The 17,979-nt window shown below is 62.7% G+C and carries 18 protein-coding genes; 2 read left to right on the top strand and 16 right to left on the bottom strand.

Annotation, left to right across the window (positions count from 1 at the left end; translation table 11 throughout):
- Positions 1–10: 10 nt before the first annotated feature.
- The 12 genes from ACO06F_RS00610 to miaA form a co-directional block, all read right to left on the bottom strand.
- Positions 11–943, bottom strand: a complete 933-nt coding sequence (locus ACO06F_RS00610) for a PhzF family phenazine biosynthesis protein (RefSeq protein WP_421694770.1) — start codon at positions 941–943, stop codon at positions 11–13.
- A gap of 15 nt (positions 944–958) precedes the next feature.
- A complete protein-coding gene (locus tag ACO06F_RS00605; RefSeq protein WP_421696592.1) occupies positions 959–1,705 on the bottom strand; it encodes a sulfite exporter TauE/SafE family protein in 747 nt (248 codons plus the stop codon).
- The gene (locus ACO06F_RS00600) at positions 1,702–2,211 is read right to left on the bottom strand and encodes a heme-degrading domain-containing protein (RefSeq protein WP_421694769.1); all 510 of its coding nucleotides are present in this window, start codon (positions 2,209–2,211) and stop codon (positions 1,702–1,704) included. Before ACO06F_RS00600 ends, ACO06F_RS00605 begins: the two co-directional genes overlap by 4 nt.
- Positions 2,212–2,371: 160 nt before the next feature.
- On the bottom strand, positions 2,372–3,391 hold the full coding sequence (ilvC, locus tag ACO06F_RS00595; RefSeq protein WP_421694768.1) for a ketol-acid reductoisomerase: 1,020 nt from the start codon (positions 3,389–3,391) through the stop codon (positions 2,372–2,374).
- Between the two features lie 76 nt (positions 3,392–3,467).
- Positions 3,468–4,424, bottom strand: coding sequence for a phosphatase PAP2 family protein (locus tag ACO06F_RS00590; RefSeq protein WP_421694767.1), 957 nt, complete (start codon positions 4,422–4,424; stop codon positions 3,468–3,470).
- Positions 4,425–4,548: 124 nt separating this feature from the next.
- Positions 4,549–5,178, bottom strand: a complete 630-nt coding sequence (locus ACO06F_RS00585; RefSeq protein WP_421694766.1) for a LysE family translocator — start codon at positions 5,176–5,178, stop codon at positions 4,549–4,551.
- Positions 5,165–5,905, bottom strand: coding sequence for a pyridoxine 5'-phosphate synthase (locus ACO06F_RS00580; protein ID WP_421694765.1), 741 nt, complete (start codon positions 5,903–5,905; stop codon positions 5,165–5,167). Before ACO06F_RS00580 ends, ACO06F_RS00585 begins: the two co-directional genes overlap by 14 nt.
- A gap of 407 nt (positions 5,906–6,312) precedes the next feature.
- On the bottom strand, positions 6,313–7,512 hold the full coding sequence (locus ACO06F_RS00575) for a hypothetical protein (RefSeq protein WP_421694764.1): 1,200 nt from the start codon (positions 7,510–7,512) through the stop codon (positions 6,313–6,315).
- Positions 7,513–7,735: 223 nt separating this feature from the next.
- On the bottom strand, positions 7,736–8,296 hold the full coding sequence (ilvN, locus tag ACO06F_RS00570; RefSeq protein WP_421694763.1) for an acetolactate synthase small subunit: 561 nt from the start codon (positions 8,294–8,296) through the stop codon (positions 7,736–7,738).
- 13 nt (positions 8,297–8,309) lie between these two features.
- Entirely contained in the window at positions 8,310–10,079 is a 1,770-nt protein-coding gene (locus tag ACO06F_RS00565) for an acetolactate synthase 3 large subunit (RefSeq protein WP_421694762.1), read from the bottom strand.
- A 206-nt stretch (positions 10,080–10,285) separates the two neighbouring features.
- A complete protein-coding gene (locus tag ACO06F_RS00560; protein ID WP_421694761.1) occupies positions 10,286–11,236 on the bottom strand; it encodes an NAD-dependent epimerase/dehydratase family protein in 951 nt (316 codons plus the stop codon).
- Between the two features lie 114 nt (positions 11,237–11,350).
- On the bottom strand, positions 11,351–12,208 hold the full coding sequence (gene miaA, locus ACO06F_RS00555; RefSeq protein WP_421694760.1) for a tRNA (adenosine(37)-N6)-dimethylallyltransferase MiaA: 858 nt from the start codon (positions 12,206–12,208) through the stop codon (positions 11,351–11,353).
- On the opposite strand from miaA, the gene serB reads away from it, so the two are divergent.
- Together serB and ACO06F_RS00545 are read left to right on the top strand one after the other, a co-directional pair.
- On the top strand, positions 12,209–13,102 hold the full coding sequence (gene serB / locus ACO06F_RS00550; protein WP_421694759.1) for a phosphoserine phosphatase SerB: 894 nt from the start codon (positions 12,209–12,211) through the stop codon (positions 13,100–13,102).
- Positions 13,099–14,106: a DUF4105 domain-containing protein gene (locus ACO06F_RS00545; protein WP_421694758.1), complete on the top strand. Its 1,008-nt coding sequence runs from the start codon at positions 13,099–13,101 to the stop codon at positions 14,104–14,106. The genes serB and ACO06F_RS00545 overlap by 4 nt, the downstream gene beginning before the upstream one ends.
- Here ACO06F_RS00545 and ACO06F_RS00540 read toward each other — a convergent pair.
- The 4 genes from ACO06F_RS00540 to hflK are packed head-to-tail and all read right to left on the bottom strand — an operon-like array spanning position 14,103 to position 17,944.
- Positions 14,103–15,668 carry a DegQ family serine endoprotease gene (locus tag ACO06F_RS00540; RefSeq protein ID WP_421694757.1) on the bottom strand — a complete coding sequence of 522 codons (1,566 nt, stop codon included), beginning with the start codon at positions 15,666–15,668 and terminating at the stop codon, positions 14,103–14,105. The two genes, ACO06F_RS00545 and ACO06F_RS00540, sit on opposite strands and share 4 nt — an antisense overlap.
- A 25-nt stretch (positions 15,669–15,693) precedes the next feature.
- Positions 15,694–15,879, bottom strand: a complete 186-nt coding sequence (locus tag ACO06F_RS00535; RefSeq protein WP_421694756.1) for a DUF2065 domain-containing protein — start codon at positions 15,877–15,879, stop codon at positions 15,694–15,696.
- An 11-nt stretch (positions 15,880–15,890) separates the two neighbouring features.
- The gene (gene hflC / locus ACO06F_RS00530; protein WP_421694755.1) at positions 15,891–16,841 is read right to left on the bottom strand and encodes a protease modulator HflC; all 951 of its coding nucleotides are present in this window, start codon (positions 16,839–16,841) and stop codon (positions 15,891–15,893) included.
- A gap of 14 nt (positions 16,842–16,855) precedes the next feature.
- Complete coding sequence (hflK, locus tag ACO06F_RS00525) at positions 16,856–17,944, bottom strand: FtsH protease activity modulator HflK (protein WP_421694754.1); 1,089 nt, start codon at positions 17,942–17,944, stop codon at positions 16,856–16,858.
- Positions 17,945–17,979 lie beyond the last annotated feature (35 nt).

Raw genomic sequence — 17,979 nt, 5'->3', positions numbered from 1 at the left:
CCGTTCCCCGTCACACCTCTAGCACACCCGACATGATTTGCACGGCCTGTCCCGCCACCCGGACGGCCACGAGCTTCGCAGCTGCAACATCGGCCTCGAGCCACAGGTCTGACGGGCGGCCCATTTCATAGCCCTGCTCGAGCGTCCAGTGGTGGGTGCCGTCGGCAAGGGCCTCGGCCACAAGCAGCTGTGCGGCGAAAAGGGCCGTCGCGGAGCCGGTCGCGGGGTCTTCCACGATGCCGCTCGTGGGCGCAAACATGCGGGCGCGGTAGGCAGTTTGAGCGCCATTGCCCCCCGGGGTATACAGATAGGCCATGTCGGTGCCGAGCGGCGCCACGAGGGCAGACCAGTAAGGTTCCAGCGGCCGCGCACGCTCCAGCGCAGAGCGGGAGGCGATCGGCACATGCAGGCAGCGGGGTCCGCCCTGGTGCAGGCGTGGAACATGGCTGCCGAAGCCCACATCGGCCACCGTGAGGCCCAGTGCCGCCGCAATGTGTTCGGCCGTGGGCTGTGGCGCCTCCGGCACGAAGGGCACGACGGGGGCCGTGAACTGGGCCCGCGGCACATCTCCGATGCGCGAGACCTTCACGGGCACAAGACCTGCCACCTCTTCCAGCGTGATGGTGGTCTCGAAGGAGCAGCCCGCCTTGTATTTCTTTGCTGCGAGGTGAATGGCGCAGCCCACCGTGGGGTGGCCCGCAAAGGGAATTTCAGCCGTGGGGAAGAAAATCCGGACGCTCGCCGTGTGGACGGGATCATTGGGCTTCAGCACGAAGATCGTTTCGGAGAGGTTGAACTCCCGCGCGATCGTCTGCATCTGCTGATCCGTCAGGCCATCCGCCTCCTCGACGATGGCCAGCGGGTTGCCGCTGAAAGGGCGGTTGGTGAAGACGTCATAGGTGAAGAAGGGAAGCTTCATGCGGCGAAGACTAACGCCTGGCACGGCGGCCCGCCACACTCATTTGAACAGCGCGTCATAGATGAGCTTCAGCGAGATGATGAACAGCGCCACTTCCACCAGGCGGTAGAACAGCTGTTCCGGAAGCCGCTTGGTTCCCCAATAGCCCACCACGGCACCCACAATGGCGACGGGGGACAAAAGGGCCGCCACTTCGAGGTTCCCCGGATTGAACTGGCCCAGCGCCCAGTAAGGCACGAGCTTCACCACATTGATGATGGCAAAGGCGATGGTGCTCGTCCCCGCGAACACCATTTTGGGCAGCTTCTGCGGCAGCACATAGGTCTGGAACGGCGGGCCTCCGGTGTGGGACACGAAACTGGTGAAGCCGGTGATGGTGCCCCAGAAGATGCCGCGCGGCACATCCGCCCGGTGCGGCGGCGCATTGGCTTTGCGGAACACCACGGTGGCGCAGTAATAAAGGCCGACGACGCCCACGAGCAGTGTCACCATCCATTCCGGCGTGATTTTGGCCGTGGCCCAGCCAACGCCCACGCCGAGCACCATGGCAGGAAGCAGGATCGCCAGATTGCGGGCGCTGTATTCCCTGCGGTAGGCCCAGAGCCCCACCCAGTCGCTGACGATATAGACGGGAAGCAGCAGCGCCGCAGCAGCGACGGGAGACATGACGAGCGCCAGCAGCGGAACGCCTAGCGCCCCGACCATGGGAAGCCCGCCCTTCGATGCGCCGACGAGAAACGCCGCTGCACCTGCCACCACGAAGAAAAGCAGGCTGTAATCCATCAGTCGATTTCGATGGCGGGCGGAAGCGCAAGCTGGGCGGGATCGATCTCGAGATATCTGCTCAGCATGCGGACCACGAAGCCATGGTCCTCGCGCTGCGGAATGCCGGACACTGTGACGGCACCCACAACGCCAGTTCGCAAAATGTGGATCGGGAAGCCGCCGCCCTGGGGCGCGAAGTCCTTCAGGTCGAGCCCGCGCGAGGCATCGAAGCTGTTTCCTTTGAGCGCATATTCGCGGCCGACCCGGTAGGAGGATTTCTGAAAGCGGTAAACCGTGTTGACCTTGCGCCGCACCCAATCCGGGTTCTCAGGCGTGGTGCCGGGGAGTGCCGTGTAGAAAAGAGGCCGGATGCCGATGCGGATGTCGATCACCAGCGGCAGGCCCTTCGCCACCGCCTCCTCGCGCATCAAGCTTCCCAGGGCCCAGGCGTCTGCCTCGCTGAAGGCCTCGAAGCGCAGGGCCTCCTCTTGGCGGGTGATCTGCGCGATGTCGTTCTCGATGCTCATGTGCCCTCCCCCTCCATTATTCCGTCGCCCCAGCGAAGGTGGGGTGACGCTTTCAGCGTCCACAGCGGGATCCCGGCCTTCGCCGGGAAGCCAGACCATAAAACCAGAAGGGCGGCTCCGTGGGAACCGCCCTGACCCGTATTGGTCCTATGCAGGAACGCTAGTTCCGTGCGCGGTCGACCAGCTTGTTCTTGCCGATCCACGGCATCATGGCGCGGAGCTTGGCGCCCACTTCCTCGATGTTGTGGCTGTCGTTCATGCGGCGGATGCCCTTGAAGCGGGCGGCACCGGCGCGATACTCCTGCATCCAGTCGGAGGTGAACTTGCCGGTCTGAATATCGGTCAGAACGCGCTTCATCTCCTTCTTGGTCTCCTCCGTGATGATGCGCGGGCCCGTCACGTATTCGCCCCACTCGGCGGTGTTGGAAATCGAGTAGTTCATGTTGGCGATGCCGCCCTCATAGATGAGGTCGACGATCAGCTTCACTTCATGCAGGCATTCGAAATAGGCCATCTCGGGCGCGTATCCCGCTTCAACGAGCGTCTCATAGCCCGCGCGGATCAGCTCCACCAGGCCGCCGCAGAGCACGACCTGCTCGCCGAACAGATCGGTCTCGCATTCTTCCTTGAAGCTCGTCTCGATGATGCCGGAGCGGCCGCCGCCAACACCTGAGGCATAGGAGAGCGCCAGATCATGGGCATTGCCCGAAGCATCATGGTGGATGGCGATGAGGCAGGGAACGCCGCCGCCCTTCTGATATTCGCCGCGCACCGTGTGGCCGGGGCCCTTGGGGGCGATCATGATCACGTCGATCGTCTTCTTGGGCTCGATCAGGTTGAAGTGGACGTTGAGGCCGTGGGCGAAAGCAATCGCCGCGCCATCACGGATGTTTGGGGCGATCTCGTCACGCCAGATGTCGGCCTGGAGTTCGTCGGGCGTGGCCATCATGAGGAGGTCGGCCCATTTGGCGGCCTCCGCCACGGTCATCACCTTGAAGCCGTCGGCTTCCGCCTTCTTGATGGTGGCAGAGCCGGCCTTGAGGGCGATCACCACATTGGTGGCGCCGGAGTCCTTCAGGTTCAGCGCGTGGGCGCGGCCCTGGCTGCCATAGCCCACGACCGCCACCTTCTTCGACTTGATGAGGTTCACGTCGGCATCACGGTCATAGTAAACGCGCATATCTCAGGTCCATCCCATTGGAATTGAATTGGCGCGGGAATAGCGGGCTGAAAGGCCCAAGGCAAGCGGCAAAAGCCTAGTGTCCGCCCTGCGTTAAGGGCTGGGCGGAGGGCTGGGCCAGCCCGATCCGCTGCCAGAGCAGGATTGCCCCGGCGGTGACGGCGCCGCCCGCCAGCACGTCCACCAAGTAGTGCTCCCCGAAGATGGGCGTTGCGAGAACGATGCCGATCCCGCTGATGCCGCCCGCCAGCGCGCCAAGCCAGCTCCCCCGGCTGCACCACATGATGATGAAGCCGAGACAGGAGTGATAGGAGGGGAAACCGACAATCCCCTCATTGTTCGCCGGGGTGAAGGTGACGGGGCCGATTCCGCGCAGGGCGTGGAAATGATGGATCCAGCCCAGAACCCATTGATCGCCGATCAGGGCACGGCTCTCCGCCGAGGCCAGCGTCTTCCACGCGCCCTCGGCGGGAAACAGTGCCGCAACGCTGACGCAGACGATGCCCGTGAAGAGCGCCAGGAAGGCCACTTCGTTCACCCTGTCATATCGCGCGTGCCAGATGCTGAGGACGATGATGACGCCGATCGCCGGTCCGAGCAGGTCGTAATAGGCGAAGAACAGCAGGTTCCGGCTCCACGGTTCTGACGCCATCAACCGGACGTAACCGTTCCAATCAAATCCGAGAGCCTGGTCCCACTGGGTGAGGCGGGCATCGGCGAGCGGCAGCCCCAAAGACATGGTGAGATGGCTGAAGAGATTGACCTGCTGCGTGAGAAGCCCTGCAAACAAGGTGACCATGAGGGTGCGGACCAAAACCTCGAGCGGCCGGTCGAAGGCCTTCTCCCGCACATGCCAGTAGATCAAGATGAGCGGCGTGCCTATGAAGATGGCCGCCATCTGCAGTGCTGTGGCTGCCGACAGGGTGAGCCGCAGGCTGAGGCCAACCCAGACCATGTTGATCGCATAAAGGCCGATAAGTGCTGCCCAGAGCAGCCAGTGCGGACAGAGAATGCGCTCTACCTTGTGGCCCAAGTACAAGAGGTCATGCCTGGTCCACACAGGTTTGAGAGTTTCCGCTAAAGACATTCGTTCCGCTCAGGTCGATGAAGCGGAAGTACACCCCACGAGGTGTAAAATACAAGTTAAAATTGTATCTCTAAAGCACATCTCCCGCGGACCAGAGCAGCCTGAGGCCCAGCGCCCCGAGGAACAGGCCGGTGACCCTGTCAATCCACACCTTGGCCCCTAGATAGAAACTGCGCACCGGGCCTGAGGCGAAGAACAGGGCGACCACGCTGTACCACCACACTTCGTTGAAGCTCACGATGGCGATCAACGCCAGCGTCATCCACAGTGGCACCTGGGCTGGCAGCATGGCGATGAAGATCGAACCGAAGAACACCGCCACTTTGGGATTGGAAATTTGGGTGAGAAGGCCCTTCACATAGGGACTCCCCCGCAGCGCAGCACCGCCTTCAACCTTCAAGGGCTCCGCCGCGTGGCGGAAGATGTTGTAGGCGATGTAGAGCAGGAACATCGCGCCTGCGAATTTCATGGCGACGAACAGGGCTGGCACCGCGTGGAACACGGTGATGAGGCCAAACAGCGTTGCCGTGGCCCAGATGACAGTTCCCGTGCCAAGCCCCAGAGCGACCTTGATGCCATCAAGCCGCGATTGCGCCACGGCCGTGCGCGCGGTGATGAGAAAGCTCGGCCCCGGCGAGATCACCGCGAGGAGCTGCACCACGCCGATCGAGAGCAGCGTGAGAAGGTCAGAGGTCGCCAATGGCAGCCCGGAACTGGCGAACGGCCTCGCCGAGGCCCAGCATCAGCGCATCCGCAATGACGGCGTGGCCGATCGAGACCTCCTGCAGATTGGGGAGCGCCTTGACGAGGCCGGGGAGATTGGCCCTCGTCAGGTCATGACCGGCGTTGAGGCCGAGCCCCGCCTGCCCCGCGGCCTGGCCTGTTGCGACCACAAGGCCGAATTCGCGGACCACATCGGCTGCCGCGAAGGCGCCGCCATAGGGGCCGGTATAGATTTCCACACGGTCCGCCCCAACGGCCTTGGCAAGCGCTGGCACTGCGGGATCGGGATCGATGAACAGGGACACCCGCATGGAGCCCTGGTGGAGGCGGGCGATGACGCGGCTCAGCTGGTCCTGATGGGTGGCGATGTCCCAGCCATGGTCCGAGGTGCCCTGGGCCGGATCATCCGGCACCAGCGTGACCTGATCGGGGCGGACCTCCTCGACGAGCGCCAGGAAGCGCTCATCCGAATAGCCCTCGATGTTGAATTCGCGGCCGGGATATTCCGCGCGGAGCATGGCACTGATGTCACCCACGTCGGCGCGGCGGATGTGCCGCTCATCAGGCCTCGGATGAACGGTGATGCCGACGGCCCCCGCATCAAGCGCAATACGGCTCAACTCCACAACCGACGGCCACGGCAGATCCCGGCGGTTCCTGAGATAGGCGATGGCATTGACATTGACCGACAATTTGCACGGCACGGCGCAGGCAACTCCTTCAATTCACAAGAACTTCTAGCGCAAATTGGACCGGAGAAAAAATCCGGTTCGGAGGAAAATGAGCAGACCAGTTCGCAACGCATGCAACGGCGTTTAATTCTTATTACTTGACTTTATTCCTGCTTCATGCTAGCACTCTGCCTTCGACGTGCCTTCTGCTGATTGACATCGTGAATCTGTTTTCCGAGGCCTCACCCGGTGAGGCCCGGCCCTTCCCGCCCCTCTCCGCGTGGCCACGCGAGGGGTGGCGCGGAGGGATGCGAGGCCTCCGGTAGGGACCACCCCCTCACCCTGCCCTCTTCCCCACATGCGCGGGGGGGAGAGGAAGGAGAAGTTTCCCCAGTGTCGCCACGCCGGATAACGCGGTGTGGAGCTTTGTCGAGGCAAGACTAATTTGCCTGGATCTCATCCCAGACAAGCCATTGAAAACCCAGCGCGCCCGGATGCACGGGAAGCCTGACCGTGCTTCCGGTCTGAACTGCATCGAAGAGAAAGCTGCTCGCGGAGAACATATAGGGCTCCCCCTGCTGCCAGTGCTTGACGCGAAGGCTATAGTCAAACCAAGCACTCGATGCGCAAATGGGTTCTGACGCTATTTTGCTGAGCCTGATCTCTTCCCGCCGTTGAGGGGCGCAGTCACTGTCCGTGTGGAAGGTATATGACAGGCGCCGAGCGCGTCTTCTCCTCCCCATCTTGCATTGGAGCACACAGATCTTCTCGACCACTGGCTGCAGGTAAACAGTGGCCGCGGGCTGCGGCGCCATGACATTCACCTCGCGGAGCACGACCATGCCTGAGAGCACGAAACCGAGAAATCCAAACAGGACAAAGTCAGCCAAAACCCAGCTGGTCCAGGGCGACTCGCTGAAAACGACGATGATGAATGAGGTCCACAGGATTGCCGCGATTACTCCGGCCGCAAGACCTGTTACGGCCAGGCTGTAAGTGTTCACCGTCTGCGCCCAGTCAAAGTAGGCGGGAAAGCTGCCGAGGAGTCCGAACATCAGCACGCCAGCTTGCAGCGCAATGAACAGCAGAGCTGCTCCCCCGCGCCACCGCCACGCCGCAGGCGCACGCTCCCGGGCGAACGACGCCTGACTTGCCGCCGAGATATCCTTGAGCAACGTCAGGTGACCGGCAAGTTCTTCATCGCTCTTGTGAAGGTCCTTGTACCAAAGTGTGCACCAGATCCGCCTTCGCGTGGCATGGAGAGACTTGACCGGCAAGTCAAATAGCTTACGCACGGCCGCCTGCAGCTCTTTCGATGCGAGAAGCTGCTCCAGATGGCCCGGAAAATTGGTGGTGATGAAGAATGTCCGGTCGAATGTTTCATGACCCGCGCTGATCTCGGATGCGATGCCGAGCTTCTTCAGAAGCCGGTGATACCATCTCTCCCGCCTGATAACGAAAGGAATGCCGCCCTGTTGCACAAGACCGATATGCCTGGCCCAAATGCCCTTGCGCGTCTTGAGCGTAAAACAAAGCGTGTCACTGCCCGGGCTGGCCGGAGAGAGGTGTTCGCCAATGAGTGTGGTGCCGCGAAAAAGAGCGAAGCCGATAAAGATGCAAATCTGAAGTAGAATGACCATAGGCCCTCCCGAACTGGCACGATATGATCGATGCGAGCAACAAGGTACCTACATTATCTATAATTTCTTTAAAACACCCCGCGCAGAAGAACCTTTGACCGCGCCCGAATGACGGCCGGGAGTGAGCGTTCCCAGCGCTGTGACTGATCCACGAGCCGCTGAAAAGAAATGCGCGGGCTGAACACCCGCGCATGACATATTGGAATACTCTTGGAAGGGAGCGTCAGACCTTCATCCCCTCAGGCCCTCGGGTAATGCCGGCAACACCGGTGCGGGCGACTTCGACGAGGCCCAGCGGCACCATGAGCGAGATGAACTGTTCCACCTTGTCGCTCTTGCCGGTGATCTCAAAGATGAAGCTGGTGGTTCCGGCATCGATCACGCGGGCGCGGAAGGCGTCCGCGATGCGGAGCGCCTCGACGCGCTTTTCGCCGGTGCCTGCCACCTTCACCATGGCGAGTTCGCGGGTGAGCGCGTTGCCCTGGACCGTGAGGTCCGCCACGGAGTGAACCGGCACCATGCGGCCCAGCTGGTTCTTGATCTGCTCGATCACCAGGGCCGTTCCGCTGGTCACGATGGTGATGCGCGAGACGTGGCGTTCATGCTGCGTCTCGGACACGGTAAGCGAGTCGATGTTGTAGCCCCGCCCCGAAAACAGGCCGATGACACGGGCCAGGACGCCCGGCTCATTGTCGACGACGACAGCTAGCGTGTGGGTCTCGATTGCGGGCTTCGCATTGTCGAGGAAATAGGCCGAGCCCGAGGGCTGAAGATGAGCGTTCATGTTCTTCTGTTCCTTAAACCAGCATCTTGCCCTTGGCGTCGATCACCGAGCCAACGTCTTCATCGGCCACTTCCTCGCCGAGGATCATCTCGTTGTGTGCCTTGCCCGAGGGGATCATCGGGAAGCAATTGGCGAGATTGGCCACGCGGCAATCGAACAGCACGGGCTGCGGCACCTTGATCATTTCCTTGATCGCATCATCAAGCTCAGCGGGCTTGGACGCCCTGATGCCGACGCAGCCATAGGCTTCCGCCAGCTTGACGAAATCTGGCAGCGCCTCCGTATACGAATGCGACAGCCGGTTCCCGTGCAGGAGTTGCTGCCACTGGCGCACCATGCCCATGTGCTGGTTGTTGAGGATGAAGATCTTGATCGGCAAATTGTACTGAATGGCCGTGGACATTTCCTGCATGGTCATCAGCACCGAGGCGTCGCCTGCGATGTCAATGACGAGCGACTTGGGGTGCGCCTGCTGAACACCCACGGCGGCAGGCAGGCCATAGCCCATGGTGCCGAGGCCGCCGGAGGTCATCCAGCGGTTCGGCTCCTCGAAGCGGTAGAACTGCGCTGCCCACATCTGGTGCTGGCCGACCTCGGTGGTGATGTAGGTGTCACGGTCCTTGGTCAGCTCATAGAGGCGCTGGACTGCATATTGCGGCATGATGACATCGGCGTTCTTGCGGTATTTCAGGCAGTCCCTGGCGCGCCAGCCATCGATCTGCTTCCACCAGGCATCGAGCGCCTTCTTGTCGAGCGAGAGCGACTTGGACTTCCACACCCGGATCATGTCTTCCAGCGCATGGGCGACATCGGCCACGACCGGAATTTCGGCACGCACCGTCTTGTTGATCGAGGAGGGATCAATGTCGATGTGGATCTTGCGCGAGTTGGGCGAGAAGGCGTTGAGGCGGCCGGTGATGCGATCATCAAAGCGGGCGCCGACACAGATCATCACGTCACAATCATGCATGGCCATGTTGGCCTCATACATGCCGTGCATGCCGAGCATGCCGAGCCAGTTCTTGCCCGATGCCGGATAGGCGCCAAGCCCCATCAACGTGGAGGTGATGGGGATGTTGGTCATCTCCACGAAATCACGCAGGAGCTTCGAGGCCGTGGGGCCGGAGTTGATGACGCCGCCGCCCGTATAGAGGATCGGGCGCTTGGCCGTGGCGATGAGATCAACCGCCGCGCGGATGGCGTTCTGATCCGCCTTCACCTGCGGGCGGTAGGTCTTGTGCTCAATGTTCTTGGGGCCGACATAGCGGCCCTTGGCGAACTGCACGTCCTTCGGGATGTCAACCACGACCGGGCCTGGCCGGCCATGGGTGGCGACATAAAAGGCCTCGTGCAGGATGCGGGCGAGATCATTCACGTCCTTCACCAGGTAATTGTGCTTGGTGCAGGGCCTGGTGATGCCGACGGTATCGCATTCCTGGAAGGCGTCCGAGCCGATCAGATGGGTGGGGACCTGGCCGGTGAGGCAGACCATGGGGATCGAGTCCAGCAGCGCGTCCGTCAGGCCCGTGACCGCATTGGTGGCGCCGGGGCCCGAGGTGACGAGGACAACGCCGCACTTGCCGGTGGAGCGCGCATAGCCTTCGGCGGCATGGGTTGCCCCCTGCTCGTGCCGGACGAGAATGTGCTGCACCTTCTCCTGCTGGAAAATCTCGTCATAGATCGGGAGCACGGCACCACCCGGATAGCCGAACACATGCTCGACTCCCTGATCCGCCAGTGCTTTCAGCACGATTTCAGCGCCCGTCATCTCATTCGTGGCCATGTTACAACCTCTTGGACTTTATCGTTCGTCAAACACATGATCTGCCGTTCAGGCAATAAAAAAGGCCCCCGAGGGAGCCTGTTTTCCGCGCAACACCACCAGTTCCTGGAAGCCTTAAGCTTCCCCGGCGTTGCGCAGACCTACTACGAGAATGGTGTTCATGGGGCGGGTGTTTACTTGCGCGTGAGGCAGAGGTCAAGGAGAAATCAGCCTGGGGGCTTGGCTGATGTACTGGCGGCAACGGTGAGCCTGGCGCCCTCCGCATAAGGCGTCTTCGCAAGGTTCGGCAGCAGGGACCGGAGCCGCGCATCATCCAGCAGCACCGGGGTTTCATGCAGATAGCGCACATCCTTCAGCTCACGGAGGACCGGCATGAACAGGCCCATGGCGGACTGGAGCCACGGCGGCATCACCTTAAGCTTCGGCGGATGGCCCGCGGCCTCATAGAGCAGGCTGGCGAGCTGACGCTGGGTGGTGACCCCTGCCCCCGCAAAATTATAGGCGCCGGAGACCGGGCCCTGATGCTCCAGCAGGGCCTTGACCACGGGGCCCACATCCGGCGTGAAGACGAATTCATGCGGTGTGTCTGCGGGCCCCAGCACCATGCCGGTGCCGCCGGTGGCAGCGGCCTTCGCCGCCATGTTCATCAGGCTGGTCTCGACGCCGGGACCATAGAAATCCGGCAAGCGGAGTGAGAGGGTTTCGAAACCGGGCGCATTGGCCGCGAGCAGAATGTCTTCCTGCTGTTTGCGGAACTCGCCCTTCTTCATGCAAGGATTGCGCGGATGATCCTCGGCGACCAGTGACGTTTGCGGAATGCCATAGGGATAGACGTTGGAGATCAGCAGAACCCGCTTGAGCCCCTGCTCGCGCGCCGCCGTGACGAAGGCCTCCATCATGGCGGGATAGGCCGCGAAGGACAAGTCCGTATACGGAAGACCCAGTGCATAGACCGCCATCTCCGCGCCCGCGAGCGCACTGCGGCAGCCGGCCAGCGTGGCGACGTCGGCCATCACGATCTCATCGCCTGGCGCTGCAATGGCGGCGAGCGGCGGCTTGCGGCGGCCGACCAGCCTGAGGCGTGTGCCACCGCCATGGAACGCATCCGCCACCGACCGCCCAATCGCCCCGGATGCGCCGATGATTACGAGAGTCATGGGGAGCACCCTTCCAGATTGTATGGGACGTGAGTTTAACATCATCTCGCACTTGCAGCAATACAAGGGGCGGGCGAGCGCAGATGCTCCGCTCTACCCTCTCGCAGTCGGGCCTTATCGCCAGTGGGCCATTTGACCGCGCCACCAGGTGCTCTGGCGCTTGATGTAATGGCGGGTGGCGGTCTTGGCGTTCTCGATGGCGTCGGCGAGGCTGAGCCGGCCGTCGAGATGGGCGATGAGTTCGGGGAGGCCGATGGCTTTCATGGCGGGGAGTGCAGGATCGAGGCCCATCAGCGGGCGTGCTTCCTCGAGGGCGCCTTCGGCCATCATGCGGTCGAAGCGGGCTTCAGCGCGGGCGTAGAGCTCTTCCCGCGGCACATCCATGTAGATGCGTTCGACGGCCACACCGGACAGGGGTGCGTGGTCCCGGCCCTCGCGCTGCCAATCAAGAAGGGACCGGCCTGTGGCCTCCACCACTTCCAAGGCGCGGGCCAGGCGCTGGCGGTCCGTGGGGAGAAGCCGTTGGGCCATGGCGGGGTCCAGCTTCAGGAGCTCGCCGTGAAGATCGCCCGTGAAGCTGCGCCAGCGTTCCCGCGTGGCCTGGGGGATGGGCGGCACGGGCGCGAGGCCGCCATCGAGCGCGCGGAAGGACAGGCCGGTGCCGCCAGTGACGATGGGGAGCTTTCCCTGTGCCCAGGCGGCTTCCAGCTCCGCCAATGCCTCACGCGCCCAGGCGGCCACTGAATAGGGCTGGTCCACCGCCACGTGACCATAGAGGCGGTGGGGCACCAGAGCCTCCTCCTCAGGCGCAGGCCTGGCGGACAGGATGCGGAGCGGCGCGTAAACCTGCAGGGCATCGGCGTTGATGATGACGCCGTTCCGCGCCTGCGCCAACTCAAGTGCCAGCGCGGACTTGCCGCTGGCGGTGGGGCCTGCAATAAGCAGCGCGCGTTTTTGATCAGTGGGCGACATATGGATTCCGTTCTCGTTCTCATAGCAGCCCCGGGCTCCGGCGCAATCAGCGCCGAGGTGGTGGAGATGCTGCAAGGCTTTGGCGCGGAGACGCCGCGCTGGCTGGCCGAGGGCGAGGCGCTGGAGGTGCCCGCCTTTGCAGCGGTGCCCGAATTTCTCGAAGCGATCCGGGGAGCAGCCATCGATGCCAATCTGGTTCCCGCCCAGAATCGCGCCAAACGCCTGCTGATTGCCGACATGGATTCGACGATGATCCAGCAGGAATGCATCGATGAGCTGGGCGTGATGGCGGGGATTGGCGACCACATCAAGCAGATCACCGCGCGCGCCATGCGGGGCGAACTGGACTTCGAGGGTGCGCTGCTGGAGCGGGTGAAGCTGCTCAAAGGGCTGGACCAAGGGATCATCGGCAAGATCATCCGGGAACGGATCAGTTTCATGCCCGGCGGCAAAACGCTGATTGCCACGATGAAGGCCCATGGCGCCTACACGGCGCTTGTTTCCGGCGGCTTCACGCCCTTCACGGAGCGCGTGGCAGCCGAACTGGGCTTCGACGAGCAGCAGGCCAACGGCCTGATCATCGAGGATGGCGTGCTCACTGGCGCGGTGGAATATCCGATCCTGGGCCAGCAGGCGAAGCTTGAGGCGTTGAGGCGCATCGCCGCAAGGCTGGGGATTTCCTCATTGGACGCCATCGCCGTGGGCGACGGCGCCAATGACCTCGCCATGCTGGGGGAAGCCGGCATGGGGGTTGCCCTTCACGCCAAGCCGCAGGTGCAGGCGGAGGCCAGGTTCCGCATCAACCACGGCGACCTGACGGCGCTGCTCTATTTGCAGGGTTATGAGAAGGCGGCGTTCGGCAAGGGAGCGGATGCGGAAGGAGATCGCACGTGAAGCGCATTGCCGTTACGCTGATCTGCATCCCCATCGCATTGTTGGTCCTGCTGGCCGCGGCCTGGGCCGCACTGGCCCTGTGGTTCCGCTTGCCGATGGATGAGGTGTGGCGCGGTGCGGCGGCGGCCCTTTGCGGCTTGGCCGGCCTTCTGGCAGCCGTGAGCCTGTTCAGCCGCCGCAGGTGGTGGCCCATGGCGGCTTTTCTGGCGCTTCTGGTTGCGGTGGGTGTCTGGTGGCAAGCCATCAAGCCCGCGAGCCAGGCGGACTGGGCGCCGGAGGTGGCACGGCAGGTGACCGGCACCATCAATGGCGACATGCTGACGCTTACCAATATTCGCGATTTTGAATGGAAGAGCGCAACGGACGTAACCCAGAACTGGACCACCAAGAGCTATGACCTGACGAAGCTTCGGACGCTCGACATCTTCCTGTCCTATTGGGGCAGCCCCTACATGTCCCATGTGATGATGAGCTTCGGCTTCGAGGGCGGCGAATACCTGACATGGTCGGTTGAGGTTCGCCGCCTCAAGGGCGGGGTCTATTCGCCCATTGCAGACATGTTCAAGACCGACCCCCTGGTGATTGTCGCCTCGGACGAGCGTGACGTGGTGGGCGTGCGCGCGGTGTTCCGCGGTGAAGACGTGCAGCTTTACCGGATGAAGACGCCGCCGGAGGTGGTGAAGTCCCTCCTCCTTGAATATGTGCAGGATGCCAACGCGCTGACGCAGCATCCGAGATTTTACAATTCGCTGACCACCAACTGCGCCACCACGGTGTTTAAGATGGCCAGGGCTGCGGGAGACAAGCTGCCCTTTGACTGGCAGCTGATCGTGGATGGCTATTTGCCCGGCTATCTCTATGCCCATGGCGCGCTCGACAGCCGCGTTCCGCTGGCGGAGCTGGTGGCGCGCTCCCACATCGACAGCCGCGCGCAGGATGGCGGCCTTTCCCCCAGCTTCTCCGAGCGCATCCGCGTGGGGGTGCCGTCTCCCTACGGGCCCTAGTTCAGCTTCACCGCGATGAAGCGCATCTCGGCAGATTTGCCGGCCTTGGCGATGAACAGCAGGATCGAGTTCTTATTTGCCTTCTTGGCCTCCTCGACGCGGGCCGAAATATCGGCGGCACCCTGAACGTCCTGCTCGCCTGCCTCGGTGATGACGTCTCCCGGTTCGATGCGCTTGTCAGCCGCGGGGCCGTCCTTCGCGACCTCGGTGACAACCGCACCCTTGAGTTCCTTGTCGATCCCATACTTGGTGCGGAGCTCATCGGTGATGGAGGTGACGGTCATGCCGAGCACGGTGACGACGGCGGGTGCGGGCTTTGCGGGCTGGCCCGACGCATCCGCCAGCTTCTCGCCATCCTCCAGGCGGCCGACTTCGGCCGTCACGCTGACTTCCTTGCCCTTGCGCAGAAGCTTGACCGGAACCTTGGTGCCAATCGGCGTTTCCGCCACGATCTTCGGCAGGTCACGCATGGAATTGACGGCGCGGCCGTTGAATTCGACCACGATATCTCCGGACTGGATGCCAGCCTTTTCGGCAGGGCCCGAGGCCGTGACATCGGCGATGAGGGCGCCATGGGGGTTCGGCAGGTTGAGGGAATCCGCGATCTCCTCCGTCACCGACTGGATCTTGACACCAAGCCAGCCGCGGCGGGTTTCACCATATTGAATAAGCTGGGTGATGACGTTCTTCGCGGTGTTTGACGGCACCGAGAAGCCGATGCCGACAGAACCGCCCGAGGGTGAGAAGATGGCCGTGTTGATGCCCATCACCTGGCCCTTGAGGTTGAAGAGCGGGCCGCCGGAATTGCCCTTGTTGATGGCGGCATCCGTCTGGATGAAGTCATCATAGGGGCCGGCGTTGATATCGCGGTTGCGGGCGGACACGATGCCCAACGAAACAGAGCCGCCGAGGCCGAACGGATTGCCGATGGCCATCACCCATTCGCCGACGCGCAGCTTGTCACTGTCGCCGAAGGAGACAACGGGAAGGGGCTTCGCGGGCTTGACGCGGATCACTGCAAGATCGGTCTTGGGGTCACGCCCCACGAGCTCCGCCTTGAGGATCGTATCGTCATGGAAGTGGACTTCGATAGTCTCAGCACCTTCAACCACGTGATTGTTGGTGACGATGATGCCGGAGGGATCGACCACGAAGCCCGAGCCCATGGACGTCATCCGCTGCGGCGGCTGCTGGCCTTGCCCGCGCTTCAGGAATTCATCGAAGAAATCCTTGAAGGGGTTGTTGGGATCATCCGGGCTCTTCTCGGCACCGGGCGGTGTGGGAGTATCCTGCTGGGTGTCAGGCGTCGTATCGGCGGCAGCGCCACCCCCGGATTCGATTGTGATCTCGACCACGGCGGGCAGCAGCCGGTCTGCGAGGTCCGCCACGGAAGGGAGTTCCTGCAGCTCAGGCTGTGTGGGGGTGAGGGTCTGGCCGGGTGCTGGTGTCTGGTTGAGCGCAGGGGCCTGCGCCGTCGACTGCGCATGCACCGCAGAGATTGCCAGCAGGCTGAGGCCTGCGGCCAGGCCCAAGCTCCGAACCGTCATGATCTTACCGCTCATCAAAACCCTCCTCACGGTCCAAACCTCAGGAAAATGCCGCGTGCACCAACCATACCGCCACGACACCCGTGGCCATGGCGGCCACGCCCCCAATACGCAATTGGTCGTCCGACAGTTTCTGCACCGCAAGCATCATGGCCTTGAGCTGCGACGGAACCAAGGCATAAAGCAGACCCTCGATCACGAGTACGAGACCGAGGGCCGTCAGCACGCCCGCCACCATCACGGTGAGGGCGTTGCCGGTGCGGGTGTGGCGGGAACCTGTGCAGGTGCGACGGCCAGCGGCGGCGGAGCAGCCGGTCCGGCGGCCTTCTGCGCGCCGAAATAGCGGAAGAACTCCGAGTCCGGGCTCAGCACCATGGTCGTTCCGCTGTTGCCCAGGCTCTTCGCATAGGCCTGCATGGACCGGTAGAAGCCGAAGAATTCCGGATCCTGCTCGAAGGCTTGGGCATAAACCTTGTTGCGCTCGGCATCGCCCTGGCCGCGCAGGATCTGCGCTTCCTTCTTGGCCTGCGCCAGCTTCTCCGTGACCGTGCGGTCGGTCTCGGCGTTCATGCGGGTCTTGGACGCCTCACCCTGGGAGCGGATGTCCTGGGCCAGCGCCTTGCGCTCGGATTCCATCCGGCGGTAGGTCTGCTCCAGCACATTCTCGGAGAGGTCGGTGCGGCGGACGCGGACGTCGACAATCTCGATCCCGAGCGTATCGGCTTCCTCGCGCAGCTGATCGCGGATCTCGCGCATCATGGTGCCACGGTCGGACGAGAGCGCGGCATCGAAGGAGCGGCGGCCATAGGTCTGGCGGAGCGCTGCATCGAGGCGGGCGGCCACGCGGGCTTCCGCCTGCAGCAAGTCAGCACCCAGCGTCTCACGGAACAGCCGCGCATCCTTGATGCGGGCGAGCGTGATGGCATCGACGATATAGACCTGGGAGGCGACGTCCTGCACCGGACGGTCATTGTTTTCCCAGATCATGATGCGGTTGTCGATCATGGTGACCGTATCAGCGAAGGGCACCTTGAAATAGAGGCCGGGCTCTTCCACCACGCGGTTGATGTCACCAAAGCGCAGGACCAGCGCCTTGTGCTTCTGGTCCACCACGAAATAGGACATGTAGAAAGCCACGGCGGCCACGATGGCAACGGCGGCAATGATGGTCTTGGTTGTGCTGTTCATCTCTCTCGCCCCGCTCAGTTCTGCTGATTGCCCTGGCGGGCCTTCACTTCGGGAAGCGGCAGATAGGGGATGACCCCCTGCCCGCCCGCGCCCTGCTCGACGATCACCTTGTTGGTCTGGCTCAGAATCTGCTCCATGGTTTCAAGGTAGATGCGCTCACGGGTGACATCCTTGGCATTCTTGTACTGCTCATAGACGGAGAGGAAGCGCGCGGCATCGCCCTGGGATTCCGCAACAGTGGCGGACTTATAGGCGCTGGCGTCTTCAATGAGCTTTGCCGCTTCACCATCGGTCAGGCGGTATTGCTGGTTGCGGTACTGTTCGGCCTCATTGATCGACTGCTGCTGGTTCTGGCCGGCACGCACCACTTCGGCAAAGGCATCCGCCACTTCGCGGGGCGGCTGCACGTCACCCAGATTGATGGAGGTGATGGTGACGCCCGCGCCATAATCATTGAGAAGGTTCTGGGTGATTTCGGCGACCTGCGCCTCAATCGTGTTCTTGCCCGTGGTCAGGATCGCCTGGGCGCGGGTCTGGCCCACGACTTCACGCATCGCGCTCTGCGAGACGGAGCGGATGACCCGTTCCTGATCGGACACGTTGAAGAGATAGTTCTGCGCATCATTGATGCGCCAGAACACCGAGAAGGGAACATTGATGATGTTCTTGTCCGCCGTCAGCATCTGGCCTTCATTGCCTTCGCTGCCGATATTGACCTGGCGGACGGAGCCGACCTTGGGCTTCTCCATCGTCTCGACCGGCCACAGCGCGAAATGGAGGCCAGGATCGGCGATGCGGTTGAAGGTGCCGAAGCGCAGGACCACGCCGCGCTCATCCGGCTGCACCTGGTAGACGCTGTTGTAGACGACGATCAGCACAATGAAGGCCGCTGCAATCAGCCAGCCCATATAACCGCCGCCACCCTGCGGCAGCACCTGCTTCAGCTTGTCCTGCCCACGGCGGATCAGATCATCAAGGTCTGGCGGATTGGGACCGCGGCCGCCCGGGTTCGGACGGCGCGGTCCGCCACCCTGGCCCCACGGCCCCTGTCCCCAGGGACCCTGACCACCGCCACCACCACCACCTTCGGAATTCCACGGCATTCAATTCATCCTTGTTCTTCTGATGTCGTGACAAG

This window comes from Aestuariivirga sp. (assembly GCF_965227715.1).
Lineage (GTDB): Bacteria > Pseudomonadota > Alphaproteobacteria > Rhizobiales > Aestuariivirgaceae > Aestuariivirga.
The sequence above is the reverse complement of the archived record's forward strand: the minus strand, read 5'-3'. Positions and strand labels throughout refer to the sequence as shown.